This window comes from Streptomyces sp. NPDC028305 (assembly GCF_055569495.1).
In genome coordinates, this window is the sequence record NZ_JBVHTN010000002.1 from 607,976 (window position 1) to 633,299 (window position 25,324).

Consider the following 25,324-nt stretch of genomic DNA (forward strand, 5'->3'; position numbering starts at 1 on the left):
CCGGCCACGCACACCGGCGCGGCGCGCGGGCCGCGGCCGGTGTGCCGATCCGCGGCGCCGTCAGGCCGTGGTCTCCGGGCGGTCGGGCCGGGACCAGTGGGTGTGGAAGGCGCCGGGGCGGTCGGTGCGCCGGTAGGTGTGGGCGCCGAAGTAGTCGCGCTGGCCCTGGAGGAGGGCGGCGGGCAGCCGGTCGGCGCGCAGGGTGTCGTAGTGGGCGAGGGCGGCGGAGAAGGCGGGCACCGGGATGCCGCGCCGGGCGGCGGAGGCGACCGTCTCCCGCCAGGGCACCTGGGCGTCGCCGATCTCCGCGGCGAACTCCTTCTCCGACACCAGGCTGACCAGGTCCGGGTCCGCGGTGCAGGCGGCGCGGATGCGGTCGAGGAAGGAGGCGCGGATGATGCAGCCGCCGCGCCAGATCCGGGCCACCGCCGCGAGGTCGATCTTCCAGTCGTATTCGGCGGCGGCGCTCCGGATCATCTTCCAGCCCTGGTCGTAGGCGATGACCTTCGACGCGTACAGGGCGTGTTCCACCTGTGCGGTGAACCGCGTGGCCTCGGAGCGGCTGAGCGGGGGTGTGGTGCCGCCGGGCAGCCCGGCGTACGCGGCGCGCAGGTCGGCCTGGCCGGAGGCGGCGCGGGCGAAGGTGGCCTGGGCGATGGCGGTGACCGGGGAGCCCAGGTCGAGGGCGGTCTGTACGGTCCAGCGGCCGGTGCCCTTCTGTCCCGCGGCGTCGGCGACGATGTCGACGAAGGGTCCGCCGGTGGCGGGGTCGGTGTGGGCGAGGACCTCGGCGGTGATCTCGATCAGATACGAGCCCAGCCGGCCCTCGTTCCAGGTGCGGAAGATGTCGGCGATCTCGGCGGGGGCGTAGCCGGCGACCTGGCGGAGCAGGTCGTAGGCCTCGGCGATGAGCTGCATATCGGCGTACTCGATGCCGTTGTGGACCATCTTGACGAAGTGTCCGGCGCCGTCGCCGCCGATGTGGGTGGCACATGGCTCGCCGTCGACCTTGGCGCTGATGTTCTCGAACATCGGGCCGAGCGCGGCGTACGACTCGACCGAGCCGCCGACCATGATCGACGGGCCGTGGAGGGCGCCCTCCTCGCCGCCGGAGATGCCGGTGCCGACGAAGTGCAGGCCGCGCTCGCGCAGCGCGGCCTCGCGGCGGCGGGTGTCGGCGAAGTGCGCGTTGCCGCCGTCGATGATCATGTCACCGGGCTCCAGCAGCGGGGCGAACTCCTCGATGACGGCGTCGGTGGCGCCCCCCGCCTGCACCATGATCACCAGACGGCGGGGGCGCTGGAGCGCGGCCACGAAGTCGTCGGCCGACTCGGCGGCCACAAAGGCGCCCTCGTCGCCGAACTCCTCGACCAGGGCGCGGGTCCGGCCGGCGGTGCGGTTGTGGACGGCGACGGTGTAGCCGTGGCGGGCGAAGTTGCGGGCCAGGTTGCGGCCCATGACGCCCAGGCCGGTGACGCCGATGGAAGCGGATGCGTTCATGAGGAGGTCCTTGACTGTCTCGCGTGGTCGGGGGTCGGGCGATCCCGTGTCACCAGATACGGAGCGGAGGCCCGGTCGTCTCGACGCGGGGGCACCGGAGGCGCGAGCCGCGTCAATTCGGCGAATTTACTTGCCTTGTTGCGACATACTGAGGCCGAGACACCCGGCCCGTTCGGCGGCATTGATGTGCGGCTCCGCCGTGCGGCCGGGGTTTGTTCAGACCTCAACAACTTGTCACGGCGAAGAAACGGAGTGGGGTTGTCCCGCATGGGCTGGTCCGCCGATGAGATAGACACGGAGAGTGCGCATTCGGCGCGCATGTACGACTACTTCCTGGGCGGAAAGGACAATTACCCTCCGGACCAGAAGGCGGCCGAGAAGGTCTTACTCGTCCTGCCGAACGCGCGCACCATCGCGAAGAACAACCGCTATTTCATGCGCCGGTCGGCGCGCATGCTCGCCGAAGAGGCCGGGATCCGCCAGTTCCTGGACATAGGGACCGGGATTCCCACGTCGCCCAACCTCCACGAGGTCATCCAGCAGATCGCCCCCGAGTCGCGCATCGTCTACACGGACAACGACCCGATCGTGCTGACCCACGCCCGCGCCCTCCTGACCAGCGATCCTCAGGGGAAGACGGCCTACGCGGAGGCCGATCTGCGGGATCCCGGCAGTATCCTCAACGCTCCCGAGCTGCTCGAGACGCTGGATATGAGCAAACCGGTGGCGTTGATGATGATTTCGATTCTGCACTTCGTCCCCCCGGAATACGACCACTACGCCATCCTCGACGAGTTGGTGAGCGCCCTTCCCTCGGGGAGCTATCTGGCCCTGACCAACGGCACCGCGGACTTCGCCCCCGAGGAGATGAAGCGCGCGGCAGCCGTCTACGCGGCATCGCGGGTTCCGGTGCGGCAGCGCCCGAAGAAGGAGATCGAACGGTTCTTTCACGGGCTGGAGCTGGTCGAGCCCGGCGTGGTGCCGATTCACCGCTGGCGTCCCGACGACCCTTCGCTCGGTGAGCTCACGGACGCGGAGGTCTCCATGTACGGCGGTGTGGCCAGAAAGCCGTAGCCGGCCTTTTCCCGGGTTTCACAGGGCGCGCCCCAATCCCTCCCACCGCACCCGCCACCGCCCGTCGGACGGGAATCCGGGCGCGTCCTTCCCGGCGCCGTCCCAGCCGGCGGCCATCAGGGCCACCGCGTAGAGCAGCCCGCCCGCGCCCGGGAAGTACGGAGTGGCGACCCGGGAGCCGCCGAGCGGCATCCCGGCGTCGTCGAACTCGAACTTCTCGTGCAGCAGGAAGTCGACGGCCCGGTCGGACTCGCCCATCCGCGCCGCGTTCATCGCGAGCATCGGGAAGTCCCAGCCCCAGGCCGCGTCCCAGGCCCATACCTGCCACACCTTGTGGGCGGTGGCGCGCATGATGTCCAGGTCCACGTCGTGCCCGGGGAGCCAGCCGTAGAGCCCGACCAGCGAGGGGTGGTCGAAGATGTACTCCGTCCACATCCCGCGCACCCCCTCGTACACGACATAGACGCCGTCCTGGACGGGCAGCGGTGACAGCCCGTCGAGCACCCTCTCCCAGCCGGGGTCCGCGGGCCGCCCCAGCCGCTCGCGCCACCGCTGCGCCAGCCGCAGTCCGAAGCGCCAGTAGGACAGTTCGAAGGCGCCGTTCACGGTGACCTTGGGGTCGCTGTTCTCGGACACGAGATGCATGGGCGGGCCCAGCACCTGGCGGCCGGCGTCCTCGAAGGCGTACGAGGCCATGAAGTCGGCCGTGGCGAAGACGACATCGCGCCACTTGTCCAGGGTGGCGCGGGTCGGGTGCGCCCGGTAGTCCAGCTCGGCGAGGAAGATCGGATGGGGCTGCTGCCAGAGCAGCAGCGCGTTGATCTCGCCGGGCGACTGGCGGCCGCCGGGATCGGTCATCTTGGGCCAGCGCGCGCCCTGATAACCCTGGCGCCGGGCCCGCTCCCGGGACGAGTCGAGGAAGCTCCGGTAGACGCCGACCCCGCGGTCCAGCTGCGGCCAGCGGTTCCACAGCGCGTAGTGCGCGGCGTGCCACCAGTACATCTCCATATGGAACTTGCCGTACCAGCCGTTGTTGACCAGCCCGGACTCCTGCGGCGGGGTGCTGCCGGCCTCGTTGACCGCCAGCAGATACTGGCTCAGCACCACCCGGCGCTCCAGCTCCCGCCACCGGGGATCGGTGGATCCGGAGAGATCCAGGGCGCCGCCGGAGCGCCAGAACGCGGGCCAGGCCCGGGCGCCGGCCGCCTCGACCGCCGCGGCATGGGGCACCTGGGGGGTTTGGCGGGGCGCGAAGAGGAAGGTGGCCTCCAGCCGGGTGCCCGTACTGCCGCCCAGCAGATACCGGTGCGGGTGGCCGGCGACCCGCACCGGCTCTCTCCCGCCGCCCCGCCAGACGAGGCCCACGTCGTAGCGGGTGTCGTCGAGCTCATGGGTGATGTCCGCGCGGCGGGGGCCGCGGGTCCGCAGCCGTGTGGTGTGGGCGTCGGGGCGGTCCCAGACGCCCACGAAGGGGGCGGAGAACTTCTCCGCGCCGCTGGCGTAGGGGAAGTCGATGAACACCGCGAGCCGGCCGTCGGCCACCATCGGGGAGTCGATCCGCACGGCTATGGCGTCCAGATCCGGGCAGCAGCTCGTCCGCACCGTGACCGGGCTGCCGTCGAGCGTGAACCGGCTGTGCAGCGTTCCGGTCCACAGATCGAGCCGCTGGTGGCAGTCGCTCAGATCGGCCTCGACCGCCTCGGTGCCATCGGCGCGCAGCAGCCGCAGACCGATGCGGGCCAGATTGATCCGGTGCGGGTTCGCCCTCAGCCATTCGGAGAGGGCCGGGCGCTCCGGGTCGGGGATGTCGTAACGGACCGGCCGGCCATGGGTGTCCCACACCTGTCCGGCGAAGTCCGACGGGGTCTGACCGTCAGGAAGCGCGTCGCTGTGCCAGCCCCAGTCGGACAGGGTGCCGAACGGCAGAAAGGTCTGGAGCCCCGTCACATCGGCGCCGAACGCGAGCTGTCCGTTGCCCACCTGAAGCGGCGTCTTCGGGTCGCTCGCCGTACGGACCACATCATGACGCGATACGAGGGCGCGCCGGTCGATCCCGCCGGGCCGCCGCGGCGACGGCTGGGCGGCGGCGTCGCCGACCCGCAGGCCGGCGGTGACCGCGGCGGCGACACCGGTCATGCCGGTGCGTACGAAGGTCCGACGGCTGACTGCCATGGTTCGACTCCCGCCGTGTCGCTGATTGAATCGTTTTTACGGCGGGCGCAAGCTAACAACGTCTTCGCCACGGGGGCAATGGTTCTGACAGCACCGGCCGAGCGCGGTGGAGCCACGGCCGCGATGCGGCGGCCCGGCGCCGCCGTGGCTCCCTACCGCCGATCGCCACGGCGCGCCGGGCAACTCCTACCGGCGGAGCGCCGAGGACAGTTGAGCGGTGGGCGGGTCGCCGTCGAGGAAGCGGAGGAGCTCGTCGGGGGTCGGTCCGGTGGCGGGGCCGTGCCGGGTGACCGCGAAGGCGGCCGCCGCGTTGGCGCCCTGCGCCGCCGCGACCACGTCCAGCCGATGGCCGAGGAGGGCCAGGAAGGCCCCCGTGTGGGCGTCGCCCGCGCCGTTGCTGTCGACCGCGGTCACCCGGCGGCCGGGCAGGTGCAGTGGCTCGCCGCCGGGCGGGACCAGCCAGCAGCCGTCCGCGTCGGCCCGCAGCAGCACCCCGGTGCGGGGGCCGAGCCGGGCGGCGAGCGCGGCCGCGGCCCCGTGGGCGTCGTCCAGGCCGGTCAGCAGCCTTCCCTCGCGCTGGTTGCAGCTGACCCAGTCGCAGCGCGCCAGGACGGGGGCCAGTACCTCCCGCGGGATCTGGTCGACCAGGGGACCCGGGTCGAGGAAGACCCGGGTGTGTTCCGGCAGCCGCGCGACGAGCGAGGCCAGGACCGGTCCGTTGACCGGGTAGGCGAGCCCGTATCCGGAGATCTGCACCATGTCGCCGGGGCGCAGCGCGGCGAGCACCGCTTCGGCGTGCGCCTCGGTCAGCCGGGCCTCCGCGCCGAGGCTGGTGGCGAAGGTGCGCTCGCCCCCGTCGTCGACGAAGGCGACGCAGAATCCGGTGTCCTCCTCCGCGATCTGATCCAACACCACCTCGATGCCCTCCCGGGCGAGATCCGCCCGCACCCGGTCGGCGAACGGCCCCGTGCCATGGGCGCCCGCGTACAGGGCGGGCAGGCCCAGGCGGCGGGCGGCGGTGAGGACGTTGAAGCCGCCGCCCGTGGTGAGGGCGGTGTCCTGGGACAGGGTGTCGCCGCCTCGTTCGGGCAGCGCGGGCACGCGCATCACCAGGTCGACGATGGCGTTGCCGAGCAGGACCAGCCGGCCTCGCGTGGGCTCGCCGGGGGCGCCGTCCCCGGCGCCGGGGTTCACGAGCCCGCTCATGAGCTCTCCCGCGCGGCCGGAGCGGACAGGACCCGCTGCTGGGGGTGCTGTTCCGCGGCCTCCTGGCGGACGGTGCCGTCCAGCTTGCGCAGCACCGCGTAGACGGCGGCCGCGAGGGCCAGTGTCACGACCCAGCCCAGCCCGTTGGAGCCGACCCAGCTGTGCGCGAGCGGCCCGGAGAACCACACATCGGTCGGGCTGGTGCTGGCCTCCGTGAACAGCAGCCCCACCACGATGGCCACGGCCCAGGCGATCATCGCGGCCCAGGCGACCCCGCCCCGGAACCAGTAGCGGCTGGACCGCCCGACGTCCATCAGGGCCGCGCTGTCGTACGACCGGCGGATGATGAGGTCGACGGCGAAGACGCCCACCCAGGCGTTGATCGGCACGGCGAGCAGGGTGAGGAAGGTGATGAACGGGCCGTAGAAGTCCTTGGCGATCAGGATGAAGTAGATTCCGCCCGCGAAGGTGACGATGACGTCCAGGCCGACGGCGAGGGTGCGCCGGACCCGTATGCCCAGGGTGATCATGGTGAGTCCGGCCGAGTAGACGGACAGGTGGTTGGAGAGCAGCAGCCCGCCGAACGCGGCGATCAGATACGGGATGGACATCCAGGTGGGCAGCATCGCGTTGATGGCCGAGACCGGATCGGAGGCGGAGGCGAGGTCCGGCTCACCCGCCGCGAGCAGCGAGCCCAGCGAGATCAGCACGACCAGCGGAATACCGGCGCCGAACGCGGACGCGGCCACGAGCCGCCCGCCGGGGATCCGCCGCGGCAGATAACGGGCGTAGTCGGCGCCCGTGTTGGCCCAGCCGATCCCGGTCCCGGCGGCGATCATGCCGACGCCCACGACCATCGCGCTCACCGGACCGGCCGGCGCATGGCCCACCTTGCCCCAGTCCACGGTGGCCGCGAGAAAACCGATCACCACCAGGTTGAGCAGACCGAAGACATAGCTGGCCCATCTGTTGATCCACATGATGGTGGCGTGTCCGAGGCCGCTGATCAGCAGGGTGCAGCCGATGAAGACCAGCAGACAGACCACCGTGAGCACGGTGTTCCGCCGGATGCCGAAGGCGACGTCGAGCAGCGCCAGCAGGGCGAAGGCGGCCGTGGTGGTGTTGATGGTCTCCCAGCCGAGCCGGCTCATCCAGGTGACCAGCGTGGGGCCCGCGTTGCCACGGACCCCGAACACCGCCCGGGACAGCGTGAGGGCGGGCGCCCCGCCCCGCTTGCCGGCGATGCTCAACGCGCCCACCAGGGCGAAGGAGCCGAAGGAGCCGAGCACGGCGACGACGGCCGCCTGCCAGATGTTCAGGCCGCGGAAGCTGACCAGCGCCGCGCCGAGCGGCAGGCCGAGGATGCTGATGTTCGCGGCGAACCAGGTCCAGAACATCTGTCCTGCGTGGCCGTGGCGCTCGGTGTCCGGAACGGGCTCGATGCCACGGGTCTCCACGGAGCCGACGCGGTCGTTCTCTGAAGCGGCCATGGTGGTACCTGTCTTTCTGTACGGGGGGCGCTCCGGTGCGGGTGGAAGGGCGGGCGCGTGTTCACTCGGCCGAGCCGGCGCGCAGCGCGAGCAGGGCGGTGGCCAGCGGCTCCAGATCGAGGCCGTTGACCGAGCGCAGGGTGGCGAGGGCCTCGGGGGGCAGTCCCGAGGCGCCGCTGAGGGCACCGGCGATGGCGCCGGCGATGGCGCCGATGGTGTCGCAGTCGCCGCCGAGGTTGGCCGCCAGCAGACAGGCCCGCCACGGGGCGCCCTCGGCGAGGGCCAGGACGGCGAAGGCCGCGGGGACCGACTCCTGGCTGGCCACGCTGGTGCCGACCAGGTCGCAGACGCGGTCCAAGGCCTGGTCCTCGGGCAGCCCGCGGACCAGGTCCACGGCCCAGCGGATGCGGGCGGCGATATCGGCGCCGGCGACCCAGTGGCCACGCTCGGCGCCGGCCGCCGCCGCCGTGATCGCCGCGGCGAAGGCGTCCTCCAGGTCTCCGCCGTCGACGGCCCGGCTCACGGCGGCCGCCACGGCGGCCGCGGAGGCGATGCCGATGCCGGTGTCATGGGTGACCTGGCAAGCCGCCGCCACCCGGTCGACGAAGGGCTCCAGCGGGGTGGCGGAGAAGGCGACGCCGACCGGGGTGATCCGCATGGCCGCGCCGTTGGTGGACCCGGACCTGCCGGCCTCCTCCGGCGGCACACCGCGGGAGACGGCCTCCAGGGCGGCCTTGGTGGAGGGGCCGAGCAGATCGAAGGAGCCCTTGGCCTTCATGGCGCGCTCCCACTCCAGGAGCTCGTGCGCGAGCCGCAGCGGTTCGATGCGCCCGCCGTTCTCGGTCAGCAGCCGGCCGACGATGAGGGCCTGATCGGTGTCGTCCGTGACCGAACCGGCGGGCATTCCGGCGCTCACCGGGTTGTCCGCCGGGCCGGGTTCAAAGCCGGTGACGGTGCCGAAGCGGGCGGTGATCGACCGCCGGGACATGATCTGGGTGGGCATCCCCAGGGCGTCACCCATGGCCAGGCCGTACAGGGCGCCGAGCGCGCGGTCGTGCTGGTGGTTCATTCGGGCTTCCTGTCGATGTGCGGGGGTACGTTCGGCGCGGTCGGGCACGTGCCGGTTCATTCGGGCTGCTCGCCGAAGCCGAGGTGCAGCTGGAAGCGGGCGGGGTCCAGCAGGCTGGTCACCTGCTCGACGACCCGGCCGTCCGCCCCGCGGCCGACCCGGCGGGTGCTGAGCCAGACCTCACCCTCGGGGCGGCGGAGCAGTGCCGCCTCCTCGGCGGCCAGCGGCCTCACGGACGCCCACTCGTCGCCGTGCGTGGCCCGCAGTCCGGCCGCGGCCAGGGTCTTGGTCAGCGAGTCCTCGAGGAGCCCGCCGACCGGGACGTCCGCCAGCGCCGGGACCAGCGGAACCCTGCTGCGCTCCAGCGAGACGGGGGTGCCCTCCGGCAGCACGCGCACCCGGTCGAGCGCCATGAACTCCACGTTCTCCAGCCCGAGCTCCTCGGCCAGCCGGGCATCGCGCACCGCCTCGAGCCGGAGCACCTCCGTGGTGATCCGGGCGCCCTGGTCGGCCAGGGCCCTGGTCCATCCGAGGCTGTTGTCCAGCAGGCTGCCGTCGAAGGCGACGAACGAGCCTACGCCCGCGTGCGTGGAGATCAGCCCTTGCCTGCTGAGCTCGTCCAGCGCCTGGCGGACCGTGGTCCGGCTGACCGAGAAGCGCCGGGTGAGCGCGTGTTCGCCGGGCAGCCTGCTGCCCGGCTCCAGAACACCGCTGTGGATCTCACGGGCCAGAACGCGGGCAATGCGCTGATGCTTGAGGACCTGTTTAGGCATGTCTGGAAGCTAGCCACACATGTCCAGTCCTGTCTAGACCCTGTTTTCTTTCCGGTCTCCTTCCCGGTCCCTTTCCCGGTCGGCTTTCCTCCCGCCGACGGGGCCGGCTCAGACGGGCCGTACCAGCCCCACGTCGTAGGCGAAGATCACGGCCTGGACGCGGTCCCGGGCGCCGATCTTGGCGAGGACGCGGCTGACATGGGACTTGACGGTGGACTCGGCCAGACAGAGGTTTTCGGCGATCTCGGCGTTGGTCCAGCCGGTGGCGACGGCGGTGAGGACCTCGCGCTCGCGCTCGGTGAGGTCCGCGAGCCGGCGTTCCTGGCCGGGGGCGCGGCCGGGGAGGTGGCTGGTGAAGGCGTCGATGAGTTTGCGGGTGAGGCCGGGGGAGATCACGGAGTCCCCGGCGGCCACGGCGCGGATGCCGGCGACCAGTTCGTCCGGAAGGGCGTCCTTGAGGAGAAAGCCGCTGGCTCCGGCGCGCAGCGCGTCGTAGGCGTACTCGTCGAGGTCGAAGGTGGTCAGGACCAGGACCCGGGAGCGGCCGCCGGACTCCACGATGTGGCGGGTGGCCTCGATGCCGTCCATGCCGGGCATCCGGACGTCCATCAGGACGACGTCGGGGCGCAGTTCGGCGGTCTTGCGGACCGCTTCGCCACCGTGGGTGGCCTCCCCGGTGACGGTCATGTCGGGCTGGGCCTCCAACAGCATGCGGAAGCCGAGGCGTTGCAGGGCCTGGTCGTCGACGATGAGGACGGTGGTCATGCGGGGAGCTTCTCCGGCGGGGTGGTGGGTGTGGTGGTCGGGAGGACGGCGTGGACACTCCAGCCGCCATGCGTGTTGGGGCCGACGGTGACGTCTCCCCGGTAGAGGGCGGCGCGTTCGCGCATACCGACCAGGCCCCGGCCGCCATCGTCGCGGGGGCCCGCCTTCGGGGCGCGCGGCGGGCCGGTGTCCTCGACGGCGATGCGGACCGGGCCGGAGCCCGCGGTGGCGGAGACGGAGACGGTGACCGTGGTGTCGAGGGCGGCGTGTTTGAGGGTGTTGGTGAGGGCTTCCTGGACGATGCGGTAGGTGGCGAGCTGGAGGCCCTGGCCGAGGCCGGTCAGGTCGCCCTCGGTGTGCAGGGTGGCGGTGGGACCGGCGGCGCGGACCCGCTCCAGCAGGGTGCCGAGGTCGGCCAGGCCGGGTTGCGGGGCGAGCGGGGCGTCGCCCCGCGTGTCGCGCTCGTCGCCGATGACGGCGAGCAGGCGCCGCAGTTCGCCCAGGGCGCCGCGGCCGCTGTCGGCGATGATGCGGAGGGTGTCGGCACCGCTCTGGGGCTTGGTCTCGGTGAGGGCGGCGGCGCCGTCGGCGAGGCCGACGATGACGGCGAGGGTGTGGCCGAGGATGTCGTGCATCTCCCGGGAGACCCGGGCGCGTTCCTGGGCGGCCGCCAGGCGGGCCTGCTGGTCACGCTCCTTCTGGAGGGCGGCTATATAGGCGTTCGCCAGCCGGCCGGCCAGGCCGAGACCGGCGAACGCCGCCATGGCGACCATCGCCATCGCCGTCACCACCTCCGGGCGCGTGGCGTGCTCCAGCTGGCCGCCGCTCCAGAAGACGGCGGCCCACGCGACGAGTTGCGCCGTGGTGACGGCGATGGCGACAAGGAGCTGTCGGGGGGTGCCGAAACGGCCCACGTTGTACAGGGCCACGACCCGTGCGGCGTCGGCGCCGGTCAGGGCGCCCAGGGGAAGGGCCACCACGGACACGGCGGTGGTGACGGCGAACACCGCCACGGGCCGGCGCTCCCGCCACAGCAGCGGCACGGTGAAGGCGAGGGCCAGCGCCAGCTCCACCGAGGGTCTGGCGCTGTTGGCGGGGTTCAGCAGGGACGGGATGCTGAGCGCGGCACAGAAGGCGGGCACCCCCCACCGCCGGACCCGCGGGTGGGCCCGGTCGGCCATCCGCCACGCAGCCAGCCGGGCGATGATCGAGACGATCACGCGCTGCTCGGGGTCGCTGGTCAGGGCCTCGGGGAGGCGGGGCGGGCGCCCCGAGGGGCGGGCCGCCGACGCGGGTGGGTGCGATGGTGCGGTCACGGTGTACGCCCTTCGTGGTGCGGGCGGGGCTCGGGCACACGGCCGGCCCGGGCCCGCCGCTCAGGTGGCGATCGTACGGCCGGGCGGTGAGCCCTCGCCCCTCGGCGCTTCCGCGTCGGTTCAGCCCCGCCCGATCGGTGTGGACGGCACGGGCGGGTGTTCCGGGTCGCCGGGGCCGCCGGTGTCGCCCTGCCGGGCCTCGAGGACATGGCGCAGTTTCTCGCCCTCGACATCGACGTTCGGCAGGATCCGGTCCAGCCACCCGGGGAGGGCCCAGGCCCGTCGGCCGACCAGGGCCATCACGGCGGGGACGATGGTCATCCGGACGACGAAGGCGTCGAAGAGGACGGCGGAGGCCAGGCCCAGGCCGATCGACTTGACCAGCGCGACGTCGTCGAGGAGGAAGCCGGCGAAGACGGAGATCATGATGATGGCGGCGGCGGTGACCACGCGCGCGCCGTGGCGGAAGCCCGCGACCACGGCCTCGGTGGGATCGGCGCCGTGGACGTACTCCTCCCGCATCCGGGTGACGAGGAAGACCTCGTAGTCCATGGCGAGCCCGAACACCACGCCGATCAGCAGAATGGGCAGCACGCTCACGATCGGTGCGGTCTGGTCGACGCCGAAGACGTCCTTCAGCCAGCCCCACTGGAAGACCGCGACGAGGACACCGAGGGTGGCCAGCACGCTGAGCAGGAAGCCGAGCGCGGCCTTGAGGGGCACCAGGATCGAGCGGAAGACCAGGAGCAGCAGGACCAGCGCGAGGCCGACCACGATGCCCAGATAGGGCACCATGGCGTCGCCGAGCTTGGCGGAGACGTCGATGTTGACGGCGGTGGTGCCGGTGACCATCAGATCGGCGCCGGTGTCCGCGCGCAGGGCGGCGCCGTGGTCACGGATGGCGGAGACCAGGTCGATGGTGTCCTGGCTGGTGGGGGAGGACTTCGGGACGGCGCCGATCAGGGCCACATCGCCTGACCGGTTGAAGGCGGCGGGGCGCACCGTGGCGATGTCGGGGAGCTCGCCCAGCATGGCCACCGCGCGCCGCGCGGCCGTCTTGGGGTCGTGGCTGTCGCGGGCGTCGACGACCACGGTCAGCGGGCCGTTGAAGCCGGGCCCGAACCCCTTGCTCAGGGTGTCGTACGCGATGCGCTGGGTGGAGCCGGGGGAGGCCATGCTGTCGTCGGGCAGGGTGAGGCGCAGCGACATCGCGGGAATGGCCAGCAGCCCGAGACCGGCAACGGAGACGAGGAGCATTCTGACCGGGTGGCGGGTGACGAACCGGCCCCAGCGCACCCCCATGGTCTCGCCCTTGCCGCGTTCCAGGGCCCGCATGCGGCGGGTCCGGAGGCGGCCGTTCATGATGCGTGTCCCGGCGAAGCTCAGCACCGCGGGGAGCAGTGTCAGGGCGATCACGACGGCGACGACGACCGCGAACGCGGCGGCCAGGCCCATGGTGGTCAGCATCTTGATGCCGATGACGCTCAGGCCCGCCAGCGCGATGACCACGGTCAGGCCCGCGAACACCACCGCGGAGCCGGCGGTGCCCAGGGCGCGTCCGCAGGCTTCCTCCGGCTCGTGGCCGTCGCGGAGCTCGCCGCGGTAGCGGGAGACGATGAACAGGGCGTAGTCGATGGCCACCGCCAGGCCCAGCATCAGCGCGAGGGTCGAGGCGGCGGAGGCCATGTCGACGAACTCGGTGGCGATGGTGATGGTGCAGATCGCCGCCGCGACGCCGAACACGGCGGTCAGCAGCGGGAGTCCGGCCGCGATCAGCGAGCCGAAGGTGATCACCAGGGCGAGGGCGGCGACCACGAGGCCGATCAGCTCGGCCGCCTTGTTGCCGGCCTTGTCCTGGACCGCGTTGCCCCCCAGGCTCACCTTGAGCCCGGCCTGTTCGCCCTGGTCGGCGATGTGGTGCAGGGCGTCCGAGGCGGCGGTGGTGATGTCGGCCTTGGGAACCCGGTAGGTGACCTGGGCGTAGGCGATGGTGCCCGACCTGCTGACCAGGCCGCTGCTGAACGGGTCGGAGACGCTCGCCACTTGCGGTGCCTTCTTCAGATCGGCGACCAGGGCGACGATCTCGGTCCGGTGGGTGCCGGAGGTCAACTTCCCGCCGTCGGGCGCCTCGAAGACGACCCGTGCCGTGGCGCCGGAGGCGGACGCCTGCGGAAACTCCTTCTCCAGCAGGTCGATCGCCTTCTGGGACTGGGTGCCGGGCAGCGTGAAGTCGTCCGTCGTGGTGCCGGACACGCCGGCGGCGCCCAGGCCGACGGCGGCCAGGACGACGATCCACAGCGTCAGGAAGAGCCGTCGTCGTCGGAAGGCGAGCCGGCCCAGCCGGTAGAGGAAGGTGGCCACGGAAGTACTCCCACCAGGAGAAGAATCGCTACGAGAGCGGGGCCCGATCGACCCCGGCCTCAACCTAGGAGCGGTTTTCCGTGGATCCCCGGCACCCCGGGACCCAATCCGGCGGCCAAGTAGTACCGCGGTACTACTCGCCCGGCCTCCGCGGGTTCCCCTCGGCGGTGCTCTAGGATTTTGTGGACCGGTCCTGAACAGGCAAGGAGTTCGTCGTGGGTGAGCCGCGATACGTGGTGATCGCCGGCGATCTCATGGGCAGGATCGCCGCCGGGAAGTGGACCGTGGGGGAGTTGCTGCCCACCGAGCCCGAGCTGGCGGCCGAGTACGGCGTCTCACGGGAGACGCTGCGGCGGGCGTTGCTCCGTCTGGAGCAGGGCGGCCTGATCTCCCGCCACCCCGGGACGGGGACCCGCGTGGAGCGCTCGACGCCGGTGGCCGCGTTCACCACCCAGCTGGGAAGCGTCGAGGATCTGACCCAGTACGGCGAGGCCGCCGTGCGGTCCATTCTGTCGGTGGAGCCCGTGACGGTGGACGCCGCCCTGTCCGCGGCCACCGGCCTGGCCGAGGGGTCCGGGCAGGTGCGCATCACCTCCACCCGGCGGGATCCCGGGAGTTCCGGCGGGGTCCTCTCCTGGGCGCGGGTGTATCTGGGTCCGAGTGACGCCAAGGCGATCGCCGGGGATCTGGAGGAGGGCCGCCAGCTCATCGCCGACCTGATCGAGGCCCGTACGGGGCGCGCGGTGGCGCGGGTGGTGCAGCAGGTGCGGGCGGTGGGGGTGCCCGCGGAGGCCGCGGCGCATCTCGGGGTGGCACCGGGAAGCCCGGGGCTGGAGTTCGTACGCCGCTACTACGACGCCTCGGGCGCACTCTTCGAGGTCACCGTGAGCACCCATGCCGGTGACCGCTTCGCCTACGAGACGGTTCTCCAGCGCAAGTAACCCCCGGTTACGAGTGGACGACCCTTGACACGCGGATTTCTGTGGGCATCCTTGTCTAGACACAGCTCATGTCTAGACAAGGATGTGCTCGCATGAGATCTCAGGAACAACTCCTGGACGCCGCCTCGCCCCCCGCGGCGCGCAAGCGCTGGTACCGGGGGCTGGGGGCGCAGGTCGTCATCGCGATGGCCCTGGGGGTCGCGGTCGGCTTCGCCTTCCCCGGATTCGCGGTCAACCTGAAGATCATCGGGGATCTGTTCCTGGCGCTGATCAAAGCGGGCGTCGCCCCGCTGGTCTTCTTCACCGTCGTCATGGGCATCGCCTCGGCCGGCGATCTGAAAAAGGCCAGCCGCCTCGGGTTCCTGGCGCTGATCTACTTCGAGGTCGTCTCCACCGTGGCCCTGCTCCTCGGGCTCGTGGCCGCGAACCTGTTCGGGGTGGGCAAGGACGCGGGATCCCTTACCTCGGGCGCCGACGCGGCCCAGGCGCCCTCGGCCGAGCAGGGCGAACACGGGGTCATCGCCTTCCTCAAGGGCATCGTCCCCGACAATTTCGTCGGCGCCTTCTCCTCCGGGCAACTGCTCCAGGTCGTCGTCGTGGCCGTGCTGTTCGGGATCGGCCTGCTGGCCCTCAAGCCGCATCTCCAGGACAAGATCAATGCTGGTCTCGAGGTCGTCTCCGAGGCGTTCTTCGCCTTCGTCAACGTCGTCATGAAGCTCGCCCCGATCGGGGCCTTCGGCGCCATCGCCTACTCGGTGGGCACCAGCGGCAGCAAGATGCTCCTCGCCCTCACCGAACTCGTCCTCCAGTACTGGCTGGTCGTCGCCGTGTTCGTGTTCGGCGTCCTGGGGCTGGTCTGCCTGATCGCCGGCTTCAACATCTGGCGCATCCTGCGGTACGTGCGCGTCGAGATGACGCTCGTCCTCGGCACCGCCTCCTCCGAGGCCGCCCTGCCCGGGCTCCTGAAGAAGCTGACCCGGATCGGGTGTTCGAAGCAGAGCGTCGGCCTGGTGATACCGACCGGCTACGCCTTCAACCTCGACGGCACATCCCTGTACATGTCCATCTGCACGCTGTTCGTCGCCAACGCCTACGGGATCCCGATGGGCATCCCCGAACAGCTCGGCCTGCTGCTGATCATGCTGCTGACGTCCAAGGGCGCGGCCACCGTGTCCGGGGGCACCTTCGTCGTCTTCGCCTCCACCGTCGCGGCGACCGGCAACCTCCCGGTCGAGGGCACGGCCGTCCTTTTCGGCGTCTACCGCTTCATGTCCATGGCCACCGCGTTCTGCAACACCTTCGGCAATGTGGTCGCCACCTTCGTCCTGGCCAAGTGGTGCAAGGAGATGGACGTCGAGAAGGTCCAGCGCGCCCTGGCCGATCCCACCGCGTTTCTCGCGCTCACCGAATCCGAAGACCTGCCCCGGCAGCCGGAGACGGACCCGGCCGGCCACCGGCCGGACGGCGCCGCCCTCCCCGAACCCGCCCGTACCAGCCCCTCCACCGCGAAGTGAGACACCGCATGAGCAGCACCGTCTTCGACTCCCTCCTGTTCCGCGACATGTTCGGCACCCCGGCCATGCGCGAGATCTTCAGCGACACCGCCTACCTCCAGCGCATCATCGACACCGAAACCGCCCTCGCCCGCTCCCAGGCCAAGGTCGGCGTCATCCCCGCCGAAGCCGCCGACGAGATCACCGCCCGGGCCGGCCTCGACGGCCTCGACCTGGAGCGGCTGCGCACCGAGACGGAGATCGTCGGCTATCCGGTCCTTCCCCTCGTCAAGCAGGTGGCCGAACAGTGCGGCGACGCGGGCCGCTACCTCCACTGGGGCGCCACCACCCAGGACATCATGGACACCGCGGTGATGCTCCAGTGCAAGCAGGGCGTCGCCCTGCTCCAGGACCAGCTCGACCGCGTACGCCGCGCCCTCCAGCAGCTCGCGGACGAACACGCCGACACCGTCACCGCCGGACGCACCCACCTTCAGCACGCCCTCCCCGTCACCTTCGGCTACCGCTGCGCGGTGTGGCTCTCCGCCCTGGACCGGCACGCCGAGCGCCTGGAACAGGCCCGCCACCGCGCCTTGATGGTGCAGTTCGGCGGCGCCGCCGGAACCCTGGCCTCGCTCGGCCCGGGCCCGGAGGGCCTGGAGACCCGCGCCGTCCTGGCGGCCGAGCTGGAGCTCCGCGATCCCGCGATCACCTGGCATGTCGCGCGGGACGGGCTGGTGGAGCTCGTCACGCTGTTCGCCGCGATCGGCGGCTCGCTGGGCAAGATCGCCTGGGATGTGATGATGATGTGCTCCTCAGAGTTCGGCGAACTCGCCGAGCCGTTCGTCCCCGGGCGCGGAGCCAGCTCGACCATGCCGCAGAAGCGCAACCCCATCTCCAGCGAGCTGATGTTCGCCGCGGCCAAGCTGCTGCGCGACAAGGCCTCGACCGTTCTCGACGCGATGATGCAGGACTTCGAGCGCGCCACCGGCCCCTGGCACCTGGAGTGGGCCGCGGTGCCCGAGGCCTTCCTGCTGCTGGCCGGCTCCCTCCACCAGGCCGAGTTCATGCTCTCCGGCCTCGAGGTGAACGCGGACCGGATGCGCCGGAACACCCACCTCACCGGAGGGCTCATCGTCGCCGAGGCCGTCATGATGGACCTCGCGCCCGTCCTCGGCCGCCAGCAGGCCCACGACGTCGTCTACGAAGCCTGTCGCACCGCCATCGAGACCGGCACCACCCTGGAAGCCGAACTCCGCGGCCACCCCGAGCTGGTGGACCGGATCGGCGCCGAGCGCATCGCCGAGCTGTGCGACCCCGCCCGCTACCTGGGCAGCGCGACCGCGATGACCCGCGCCGTCGTCCGCACACCGGACCGCGGAGCGCGCACTCCCCGCTGACCCGGACGACCCGTGTCCCCGCCTGCGCCTGCGCTTGCCGAGCCGTGCACTGCCGGACGGGAGGCCGTGCGCGGAGAGTCAACCCGGCGGCTCCGCACCCACCTAGCGTGGCCCCGTCCCCGTGGCGGGCCGCCCAAGGGGCCGTCCCCGCCGCCGAACCCGAGGAGCTCCGTGGCCAAGCAGACAGTCGCCGAACAGTACGTCGACCTGATAGCCCGCGCCGGTGTGCGGCGGATGTACGGCGTGGTCGGGGACAGCCTGAACCCCGTCGTGGACGCGGTCAGGCGGCACCGCGCGATGGAGTGGGTGCAGGTCAGGCACGAGGAGGTCGCGGCGTTCGCCGCCGGGGCGGAAGCCCAGCTCACCGGTCGGCTGGCCGCCTGCGCGGGCTCCTGTGGGCCGGGCAATCTGCATCTGATCAACGGCCTCTTCGACGCACACCGCTCGATGGCGCCCGTGCTCGCGCTGGCCGCCCAGATCCCCAGCGGCGAGATCGGGACCGGATACTTCCAGGAGACCCACCCGGACCGGTTGTTCGAGGAGTGCAGCCACTACTCGGAGCTCATCTCCTCGCCCCGCCAGATGCCCCGGGTGGTCCAGACGGCGATCCAGCACGCGGTCGGCCGGCGCGGGGTGTCCGTGGTGGCCCTGCCCGGCGACATCGCCGGGCAGGACTCTCCCGACGGCGGCGCCGAACTCGCGATCCCGCTGGACCTGCCCGCCATCCGCCCCGGTGACCAGGAACTCGCCCGGCTGAGGCAGCTGGTCGACGCCGCGGAGCGGGTGACCGTGTTCTGTGGCCGGGGCGTCGCCGGGGCCCACGCCGAGGTGATGGCCTTCGCGGAGAAGATCAAGGCCCCGGTCGGCCACGCGCTGCGGGGCAAGGAACACATCCAGTACGACAACCCGTACGACGTCGGGATGTCCGGACTGCTCGGCTACGGCGCCGCGTACGAGGCGATGCACGAGTGCGACCTGCTGCTGCTTCTGGGCACGGACTTCCCGTACACCGAATTCCTGCCCCGTGGCGTCCGGACGGTGCAGGTCGATGTGCAGCCCGAGCGGCTGGGGCGGCGCACCCGGCTGGACCTCGCCGTCTGGGGGGACGTCGGCGAGACACTGCGCTGTCTCACCCCCATGGTGCGGGAGAAGTCCTCGCGCCGGTTCCTCGACCGGATGCTGCACCACCACACCCGCGCGCTCGAGGGCGCCGTCAGCGCCTACACCCGGAATGTGGAGAAGCACACCCCGATCCACCCGGAGTACGTGGCCTCGGTGCTCGACGAGGAGGCCGCCGACGACGCGGTCTTCACCGTGGACACCGGGATGTGCTGCGTGTGGGCCGCCCGCTATCTGACGCCGAACGGCCGCCGCCGGATCCTGGGATCCTTTGTGCACGGATCGATGGCCAACGCGCTGCCGCAGGCCATCGGCGCGCAGTTCCTCGACCGGGGGCGGCAGGTGGTGTCCCTGTCAGGCGACGGCGGTTTCTCCATGCTCATGGGCGACTTCCTGACCCTGGTGCAGTACGGGCTTCCGGTGAAGGTCGTGGTGTTCAACAACTCCTCGCTCGGCATGGTCGACCTGGAGATGATGGTCGACGGCCTGCCCTCGCACGGCACCGGGTACCCGCACACGGACTACGCCGCCATCGCCCGGGCGGCCGGAGCGCACGGGATCCGCGTGGAGAAGCCCGCCGAGGTGCGCGACGCGCTGCGGGAGGCCTTCGCCCACGACGGTCCGGCGCTCGTCGACGTCGTCACCGACCCCGACGCGCTGTCCATCCCGCCGAAGATCACGGCCGAGCAGGTCACCGGCTTCGCGCTGTCGGCGAGCCGCACCGTGCTCGCCGGCGGTGTGGGACGCATGGTCCATCTGGCCCGCAGCAATCTGCGCAACCTTCCGCGCCCCTGAACGCGGCCGATGGATACACCCAGGTTTTTCGTAGCGAAGCAGGATGGTCGCCCATACGATGGGGATCATCGGCGCACAGTTGCACACGGACCGTCGGCGCCGCCCGGCGTCGGCCAGTCCGGGGCGGGAGAGGCATGACACAGTCCGCAGAAGCCGCGCGGACCATCATTCTGACCGTGGACGACGACCCCGGAGTGTCCCGGTCCGTAGCCCGTGACCTGCGGAGGCGCTACGGGCAGGCATACCGCGTGGTGCGCGCGGAGTGCGGGGAGTCCGCTCTCGACGCGCTGCGGGAGCTCAAGTTGCGCGGCGATGTGGTGGCGGTGATCCTCGCCGACTACCGCATGCCGCGGATGAACGGCATCGAGTTTCTGGAGCAGGCGCTCGACATCTACCCCGGTGCCCGCCGTGTGCTGCTGACGGCGTACGCGGACACCGACGCGGCCATCGACGCGATCAACGTCGTCGACCTCGACCACTATCTGCTCAAGCCGTGGGACCCGCCCGAGGAGAAGCTCTACCCGGTCCTGGACGATCTGCTGGAGACCTGGCGGGCCAGCGAACACCGGCCGGTGCTGATCACCAAGGTCGTCGGACACCGCTGGTCGGCGCGGTCCTCGGCGGTACGGGAATTCCTGGCCCGCAACCAGGTGCCGTACCGCTGGTACTCCTCCGACGAGCCGGAAGGCCGGCGGCTGCTCTCCGCGGCGGGCCAGGACGGACTGCGGCTCCCGCTCGTGGTCACCCCGGACGGCACGGCGCTCGTCGAGCCGGAGGACCGGGACATCGCCGCCAAGGTGGGTCTGGCCACGACACCGGCGGCCGACTTCTACGACCTCGTCATCATCGGCGGCGGACCCGCCGGGCTCGGGGCGGCCGTGTACGGGGCCTCCGAAGGCCTCCGGACGGTCCTGGTGGAGCGCTCGGCGACCGGTGGCCAGGCCGGGCAGAGTTCCCGGATCGAGAACTACCTCGGCTTCCCGAACGGCGTGTCCGGGGCGCAGCTCACGGACCGGGCCCGCCGCCAGGCGACCAAGTTCGGCGCCGAGATACTGACCGCGCGCGAGGTCACCGGGCTGGAGATCAACGGCGCCGCCCGCGTCGTCCGGTTCTCGGACGGATCCGCGATCGCCGCCCACGCCGTCATCCTCGCCACCGGCGTGTCGTACCGGCAGCTCCAGGCGCCCGGCGTGGAGGACCTGACCGGATGCGGGGTGTTCTACGGCTCCGCGCTGACCGAGGCGGCCGCCTGCCAGGACCACGACGTCTATATCGTCGGCGGCGCGAACTCCGCGGGCCAGGCCGCGATGTATCTGTCCCGGGGCGCCAAGTCGGTCACCCTCCTCGTGCGCGGAGCGTCCCTGTCCGACTCCATGTCGCACTATCTCGTCCAGCAGATCACGGACGCGCCCACGATCTCGGTGCGCACGAACACGGTGGTCGAGGCCGCCCACGGCGAGCACCAGCTGGAGCGGCTCACCCTGACCGACACCACGACCGGCCACGGCGAGATGGTCGACGCCCAGTGGATGTTCGTGTTCATCGGCGCGGCCCCGCTGGCGGACTGGCTGGGCGACACCGTGCTCAGGGACTCCCGCGGTTTCATCCTGACCGGCCCCGATCTCACCGCCGACGGGGCACCCCCGCCCGGCTGGGAGCTGGACCGGCCGCCGTACCACCTGGAGACCAATGTCCCCGGGGTGTTCGTGGCGGGAGACGCGCGCGCCGAGTCCGCCAAGCGCGTCGCCTCCGCCGTGGGAGAGGGAGCCATGGCGGTCATGCTGGTGCACCGGTATCTGGAGCAGTCGTGAACGCATTGCAGTGCAGCGAGGCCGAGATCGGCTCCCTGTTCCTCTTCGAGAAGCTGGCCCCCGACCAGCTCGCGCGGCTGTGCCGCGAGGGCCGGGTGGAGCGGTTCGAACCCGGGCCCGTGTACGCCGAGGGCGAACCGGCCACCTGCTTCTATGTCCTGCTCGAGGGGACGCTGGTGCTCTCCAGCCGGATCGGGGGCCAGGACGTGGAGGTGAACCGGAGCTCCAGCCGTGGTGTCTACGCGGGAGCCTTCCACGCCTACCTGGGCGACCGCGTCCGGCAGGTGTACGTCAGCTCCCTGCGCGTCATCGAGCCCTCGCGGTTCTTCGTGCTGCCCGCCGAGACGTTCGCCCGCGTCATGCACGAGTGGTTTCCCATGGGAGTCCACCTGCTGGAAGGGCTCTTCTTCGGCACCAAGAACACCCAGCAGGCCATCGGACAGCGGGAGCGGCTCCAGGCCCTCGGCTCGCTGTCCGCGGGCCTCACTCACGAGCTGAACAACCCGGCCGCCGCCGCGGTACGGGCCACCTCGGCGCTCCGGGAGCGGGTCGCCGGGATGCGCCACAAGCTCGGCGCCATCGCGGCGGGCCCGTACCGGCGCGACAGCCTCCAGATCCTCGTCGAGGTCCAGGAGCGCACGGCCGAGCGCGTCGCCAAGGCCACCACCCTGAGCCCGCTGGAGGCCTCGGACCTCGAGGACGCCATCTCCGACTGGCTGGACGACCACGGCATCGAGGGCGGATGGCAGCTCGCGCCGACGTTCGTCCAGGCCGGCCTCGACACCGACTGGCTGGACCAGGTCGCGCTGGCGGTGGGCGAGGACATCCTCGAAGGGGCCGTGCGGTGGCTGAACTACACCGTCGAGACCGAGCTCCTCATGAACGAGATCGAGGACTCGACCACCCGGGTCTCGACCCTCGTCAACGCCGCCAGGCAGTACTCACAGCTCGACCGCGCGCCGTACCAGGTGGCCGATGTCCATGAACTGCTCGACAGCACACTGCTGATGCTCGCCGCGAAGATCGGCCCGCACATCACCGTCGTCAAGGACTACGACCGCACCCTGCCGAAGATCCCCGCCTACCCCGGCGAGCTCAACCAGGTCTGGACGAACCTGATCGACAACGCGGTCTCCGCGATGAACACCGGGGACGACGCCCCGGGCACCCTGACCGTGCGCACCGCGCGCGACGAGGACCACCTTCTCGTCGAGTTCGGCGACACGGGGCCCGGCATTCCCGAGGACATCCGCGACCGTGTCTTCGACCCGTTCTTCACCACGAAACCGGTGGGCCAGGGCACCGGTCTCGGCCTGGACATCTCATGGCGCATCGTCGTCAACAAGCACCACGGTGACCTCCGCGTCCAGTCCACCCCGGGCGACACCCGCTTCCAGGTGCGCCTCCCGCTGACCGCCACCGGTCCCGACACCCCACAGGAGCCCTCATGACCCCGCAGAACGGAATCGACCCGTCGGTGCCGCCGAGCGGCACCGGATGCGCCGAGTGCGAGGCCGGCGGCGGATGGTGGTTCCATCTGCGGCGCTGCGCGCAGTGCGGACACATCGGCTGTTGCGACGACTCGCTCGCGAAGCACGCGACCGCGCACGCCGAGGCCACCGGCCATCCGCTGATCCGCAGCTTCGAACCGGGTGAGGGCTGGTTCTGGAACTACGAGACCTCCGAGATGTACGAGTCGGGCCCGCAGCTGGCCGGGCCCGAGAGCCACCCCGCCGACCAGCCGACGCCCGGCCCCGCGGGACGAGTGCCCGCGGACTGGGTGCGGCAGCTGGGCTAGGCGAACAGCGCACCGCGCGCGGCCGCGCGCGCGGTGCGGAGGGCCACCGTGACCCAGGCGGTGAGGAGGAGGGCGAACAGGGCGACGGCGAGGGCGGCGAGCGGGGTGGAGTGCAGCCGCAGGGCCAGCGCGCTGGTGCCGGTGACACACGTACCGACGGGAAACGTGAAGCTCCACCAGGTCAGCGAGAACGGCAGCCCCCTCCGGGCGGTGCGGCGGGTCAGCGCCGCGGCCAGGGTCAGCCACATCATGGCGAAGCCCCAGACGGGGACGCCGTACAGAAAGCCGAAGACCTCGGCGCCGGTGGCATAGGGGCGGGGCAGTGCGCTGTGGGCCGCGGCGCCGAGGAGGTCCGCGGCGGTCACCGACTGCCCGAGCGGGCCCAGGACGATCCACAAGGTGGGCGTCATGGCGGCCGGCCCGACCTTGTGGTGCATCAGCCGCGCCCAGATCTGGGTGATGATGACGAGGCTCGCCAGCAGGCTGATGCCGAACATGGCGTAGCAGGCGAGCAGCAGCGTGAGCCGGGGCTGCCCGGCGGCGGTGTGAGGGACGAGGGCGGCGCCGGTGGCGGCGGACACCATGGGCGGGACGACGGGCATCAGCCAGCCGCCGAACGCGGCGTCCGGGGCGGTGGCGTGCCCCGTCATGGCGCGGTAGGGGATCCAGACGGCGGTGACCAGCCCCAGAAGGGTGCCTGCCGACCACAGCGACACGTCGATGGCCACGGCCGTCGGCCGGCCGAGCCAGTCCTGCCCCAGGGTCAGGGCGCCGGCGCCCACGGTGAGCAGCGCCATGGCGGGGGCGCCCCAGAAGTGGGCCATCACCGGGTGTCCGGCGTGTGCCCTGGCCCGGTCGCGGTGGCGGGTCCAGTGCACGGCCCACGCCGCGGTGAGCGCCACCAGCCAGGCCGCGGCCAGGGCCCAGACGAAGGTGGCGGCCGTGTGCAGCCCGGGGACCCGGACGGGCAGGCCGGCCGCGGCGGTGGCGACGATGCCCGTGCCCATGACGGAGGCGTACCAGTTCGGGCCGAGGTTCTCGAACAGCTGGGCAGGGTGGTCCAGGTCGCGCAGCAGACCGGCGGGGAGCCGCCGCCCGGCGTCGTGCGCCGGAGGCCGCGGGGCGGTGAGGAGAGGGGGCATGCGGCAACCGTCGCCCGTCCCCGACGTGGCCGGTAGGCACTGATTCCGGATGAGCTCATAAAGTGGCCTTATGCCTCTCTCGCCGCGCGTCAGCGACCTGACCTCCTTCGACCTGCTGCTGTCGGTGGCGCGGCTGGGAAGTGTCGGCGCGGCCGCCCGGGCGCATGACATCACCCAGCCGGCCGCGAGCTCACGCCTGAGCCACCTGGAGCGCAAGCTGGGTCTGCGGTTGCTCGACCGCTCGCCGCGCGGCTCGCGGCTGACCGAGCACGGCGCGCTGGTGGCGGACTGGGCCCGGGAGGCCGTGGAGGCGGCCGCGGCCATGGACGCGGGCGTGCTCTCGCTGCGGGACGGCGCGCACAGCCGGCTGCGGGTGGCGGCCAGCCTGACGGTGGCCGAGTATCTGCTGCCGCACTGGCTGGTGGCGTTGCAGACCACGGCCTCGGACGCCGCCGTGGCGCTGACCGCGGGGAACTCCGACGACGTGGCCCAGGCGGTGCTCGACGACCGGGCCGACCTGGGATTCGTCGAGGGCCCGCAGATCCCCCGGGGCCTGAGCGGTCAGCGGATCGCGCGGGACGAGCTGACCGTGATCGTGGCCCGCGGCCACCCGTGGGCCCGGCGCCGCTCGGGCATCACCCCCGAGGAGCTGGCCGCCACGCCGCTGGTGAGCCGGGAGCGCGGCTCGGGCACCCGCCGCTATCTCGAACGCGCCGTCGGCGCCAGGACGCGCACCCCGCTGGCGGCCCCGCTGCTGGAGCTGCCCTCCACCACAGCGATCAAGACGGCCGTGGCCGAGGGCGTCGCCCCCGCCGTGCTCAGCTCTCTGGCCGTGGCCGCCGACCTGGCCAGCCGCACCGTGGTCGCCGTGCCCGTCCAGGGCCTGGACCTCCGACGCGAGCTGCGCATGGTCCACATCCGCGGACGCAGGCTCCTCGGACCGGCCCTGGACCTGTGTGCCATCGCCCGCCGCAACGGCGCCGGCGCCCCGGCACACGGCCGTTGACCGGCGCCGCGTATCCGCCGCGGGGCCGGGCGAGACCCGGCCGCGAATCCTTAAGGGGGTGCGGATCGCGGCCGGGCCGATCACCCGCACCGT

General features: G+C 71.9%; 19 protein-coding genes. 9 read left to right on the plus strand and 10 right to left on the minus strand.

Features of this window, described 5'->3' with window-relative positions; genetic code table 11:
• Positions 1–60: 60 nt before the first annotated feature.
• Entirely contained in the window at positions 61–1,500 is a 1,440-nt protein-coding gene (gene gndA, locus ACZ4WQ_RS09350) for an NADP-dependent phosphogluconate dehydrogenase (protein WP_311723329.1), read from the minus strand.
• A 267-nt stretch (positions 1,501–1,767) separates the two neighbouring features.
• Between gndA and ACZ4WQ_RS09355 the strand changes: the two genes are divergently transcribed.
• Entirely contained in the window at positions 1,768–2,574 is an 807-nt protein-coding gene (locus tag ACZ4WQ_RS09355; RefSeq protein ID WP_398374388.1) for an SAM-dependent methyltransferase, read from the plus strand.
• A gap of 18 nt (positions 2,575–2,592) precedes the next feature.
• On the opposite strand, the gene ACZ4WQ_RS09360 is transcribed toward ACZ4WQ_RS09355, so the two are convergent.
• The 8 genes from ACZ4WQ_RS09360 to ACZ4WQ_RS09395 form a co-directional block, all read right to left on the minus strand.
• Positions 2,593–4,746: a hypothetical protein gene (locus tag ACZ4WQ_RS09360; protein WP_398374389.1), complete on the minus strand. Its 2,154-nt coding sequence runs from the start codon at positions 4,744–4,746 to the stop codon at positions 2,593–2,595.
• A gap of 186 nt (positions 4,747–4,932) precedes the next feature.
• Complete coding sequence (locus ACZ4WQ_RS09365; protein ID WP_398374390.1) at positions 4,933–5,952, minus strand: PfkB family carbohydrate kinase; 1,020 nt, start codon at positions 5,950–5,952, stop codon at positions 4,933–4,935.
• Complete coding sequence (locus ACZ4WQ_RS09370; RefSeq protein WP_398374391.1) at positions 5,949–7,442, minus strand: purine-cytosine permease family protein; 1,494 nt, start codon at positions 7,440–7,442, stop codon at positions 5,949–5,951. Before ACZ4WQ_RS09370 ends, ACZ4WQ_RS09365 begins: the two co-directional genes overlap by 4 nt.
• Before the next feature lie 61 nt (positions 7,443–7,503).
• Positions 7,504–8,511 (minus strand): ADP-ribosylglycohydrolase family protein, encoded by a 1,008-nt coding sequence (locus ACZ4WQ_RS09375; RefSeq protein ID WP_385337468.1) that lies wholly within the window; start codon positions 8,509–8,511, stop codon positions 7,504–7,506.
• 56 nt (positions 8,512–8,567) lie between these two features.
• Complete coding sequence (locus ACZ4WQ_RS09380; RefSeq protein ID WP_311723323.1) at positions 8,568–9,284, minus strand: GntR family transcriptional regulator; 717 nt, start codon at positions 9,282–9,284, stop codon at positions 8,568–8,570.
• A 108-nt stretch (positions 9,285–9,392) separates the two neighbouring features.
• Positions 9,393–10,049 carry a response regulator transcription factor gene (locus ACZ4WQ_RS09385; protein WP_358844843.1) on the minus strand — a complete coding sequence of 219 codons (657 nt, stop codon included), beginning with the start codon at positions 10,047–10,049 and terminating at the stop codon, positions 9,393–9,395.
• Complete coding sequence (locus tag ACZ4WQ_RS09390) at positions 10,046–11,365, minus strand: sensor histidine kinase (RefSeq protein ID WP_398374392.1); 1,320 nt, start codon at positions 11,363–11,365, stop codon at positions 10,046–10,048. The genes ACZ4WQ_RS09385 and ACZ4WQ_RS09390 overlap by 4 nt, the downstream gene beginning before the upstream one ends.
• A gap of 120 nt (positions 11,366–11,485) precedes the next feature.
• Positions 11,486–13,726 (minus strand): MMPL family transporter, encoded by a 2,241-nt coding sequence (locus ACZ4WQ_RS09395; protein WP_398374393.1) that lies wholly within the window; start codon positions 13,724–13,726, stop codon positions 11,486–11,488.
• A gap of 215 nt (positions 13,727–13,941) precedes the next feature.
• Between ACZ4WQ_RS09395 and ACZ4WQ_RS09400 the strand changes: the two genes are divergently transcribed.
• From ACZ4WQ_RS09400 to ACZ4WQ_RS09430, 7 genes are all read left to right on the plus strand, one after another.
• Positions 13,942–14,667 carry a GntR family transcriptional regulator gene (locus ACZ4WQ_RS09400; RefSeq protein ID WP_385337463.1) on the plus strand — a complete coding sequence of 242 codons (726 nt, stop codon included), beginning with the start codon at positions 13,942–13,944 and terminating at the stop codon, positions 14,665–14,667.
• A 92-nt stretch (positions 14,668–14,759) separates the two neighbouring features.
• Complete coding sequence (locus ACZ4WQ_RS09405; protein WP_311723318.1) at positions 14,760–16,181, plus strand: cation:dicarboxylate symporter family transporter; 1,422 nt, start codon at positions 14,760–14,762, stop codon at positions 16,179–16,181.
• An 8-nt stretch (positions 16,182–16,189) separates the two neighbouring features.
• Entirely contained in the window at positions 16,190–17,560 is a 1,371-nt protein-coding gene (locus ACZ4WQ_RS09410) for an adenylosuccinate lyase family protein (protein WP_398374394.1), read from the plus strand.
• A gap of 171 nt (positions 17,561–17,731) precedes the next feature.
• Positions 17,732–19,474, plus strand: a complete 1,743-nt coding sequence (locus ACZ4WQ_RS09415) for a pyruvate dehydrogenase (RefSeq protein WP_398374395.1) — start codon at positions 17,732–17,734, stop codon at positions 19,472–19,474.
• Positions 19,475–19,608: 134 nt separating this feature from the next.
• Entirely contained in the window at positions 19,609–21,285 is a 1,677-nt protein-coding gene (locus ACZ4WQ_RS09420) for an NAD(P)/FAD-dependent oxidoreductase (protein WP_385337452.1), read from the plus strand.
• A 5-nt stretch (positions 21,286–21,290) separates the two neighbouring features.
• Entirely contained in the window at positions 21,291–22,736 is a 1,446-nt protein-coding gene (locus ACZ4WQ_RS09425; protein ID WP_361186489.1) for an ATP-binding protein, read from the plus strand.
• Positions 22,733–23,083, plus strand: coding sequence for a UBP-type zinc finger domain-containing protein (locus tag ACZ4WQ_RS09430; RefSeq protein ID WP_311723313.1), 351 nt, complete (start codon positions 22,733–22,735; stop codon positions 23,081–23,083). The genes ACZ4WQ_RS09425 and ACZ4WQ_RS09430 overlap by 4 nt, the downstream gene beginning before the upstream one ends.
• Here ACZ4WQ_RS09430 and ACZ4WQ_RS09435 read toward each other — a convergent pair.
• Positions 23,080–24,225: a TDT family transporter gene (locus tag ACZ4WQ_RS09435; RefSeq protein ID WP_398374397.1), complete on the minus strand. Its 1,146-nt coding sequence runs from the start codon at positions 24,223–24,225 to the stop codon at positions 23,080–23,082. The two genes, ACZ4WQ_RS09430 and ACZ4WQ_RS09435, sit on opposite strands and share 4 nt — an antisense overlap.
• Positions 24,226–24,295: 70 nt before the next feature.
• Here ACZ4WQ_RS09435 and ACZ4WQ_RS09440 point away from each other — a divergent pair, with 70 nt between their 5' ends.
• Positions 24,296–25,231, plus strand: a complete 936-nt coding sequence (locus ACZ4WQ_RS09440; protein ID WP_398374398.1) for a LysR family transcriptional regulator — start codon at positions 24,296–24,298, stop codon at positions 25,229–25,231.
• Positions 25,232–25,324 lie beyond the last annotated feature (93 nt).

What these genes read in the sequence shown, in the direction of transcription:
- gndA (WP_311723329.1), bottom strand. Translation starts at nt 1,500, where the DNA reads ATGAACGCATCCGCTTCCATCGGCGTCACCGGCCTGGGCGTCATGGGC.
- ACZ4WQ_RS09355 (WP_398374388.1), top strand. Translation starts at nt 1,768, where the DNA reads ATGGGCTGGTCCGCCGATGAGATAGACACGGAGAGTGCGCATTCGGCG.
- ACZ4WQ_RS09360 (WP_398374389.1), bottom strand. Translation starts at nt 4,746, where the DNA reads ATGGCAGTCAGCCGTCGGACCTTCGTACGCACCGGCATGACCGGTGTC.
- ACZ4WQ_RS09365 (WP_398374390.1), bottom strand. Translation starts at nt 5,952, where the DNA reads ATGAGCGGGCTCGTGAACCCCGGCGCCGGGGACGGCGCCCCCGGCGAG.
- ACZ4WQ_RS09370 (WP_398374391.1), bottom strand. Translation starts at nt 7,442, where the DNA reads ATGGCCGCTTCAGAGAACGACCGCGTCGGCTCCGTGGAGACCCGTGGC.
- ACZ4WQ_RS09375 (WP_385337468.1), bottom strand. Translation starts at nt 8,511, where the DNA reads ATGAACCACCAGCACGACCGCGCGCTCGGCGCCCTGTACGGCCTGGCC.
- ACZ4WQ_RS09380 (WP_311723323.1), bottom strand. Translation starts at nt 9,284, where the DNA reads ATGCCTAAACAGGTCCTCAAGCATCAGCGCATTGCCCGCGTTCTGGCC.
- ACZ4WQ_RS09385 (WP_358844843.1), bottom strand. Translation starts at nt 10,049, where the DNA reads ATGACCACCGTCCTCATCGTCGACGACCAGGCCCTGCAACGCCTCGGC.
- ACZ4WQ_RS09405 (WP_311723318.1), top strand. Translation starts at nt 14,760, where the DNA reads ATGAGATCTCAGGAACAACTCCTGGACGCCGCCTCGCCCCCCGCGGCG.
- ACZ4WQ_RS09410 (WP_398374394.1), top strand. Translation starts at nt 16,190, where the DNA reads ATGAGCAGCACCGTCTTCGACTCCCTCCTGTTCCGCGACATGTTCGGC.
- ACZ4WQ_RS09420 (WP_385337452.1), top strand. Translation starts at nt 19,609, where the DNA reads ATGACACAGTCCGCAGAAGCCGCGCGGACCATCATTCTGACCGTGGAC.
- ACZ4WQ_RS09430 (WP_311723313.1), top strand. Translation starts at nt 22,733, where the DNA reads ATGACCCCGCAGAACGGAATCGACCCGTCGGTGCCGCCGAGCGGCACC.
- ACZ4WQ_RS09435 (WP_398374397.1), bottom strand. Translation starts at nt 24,225, where the DNA reads ATGCCCCCTCTCCTCACCGCCCCGCGGCCTCCGGCGCACGACGCCGGG.
- ACZ4WQ_RS09440 (WP_398374398.1), top strand. Translation starts at nt 24,296, where the DNA reads ATGCCTCTCTCGCCGCGCGTCAGCGACCTGACCTCCTTCGACCTGCTG.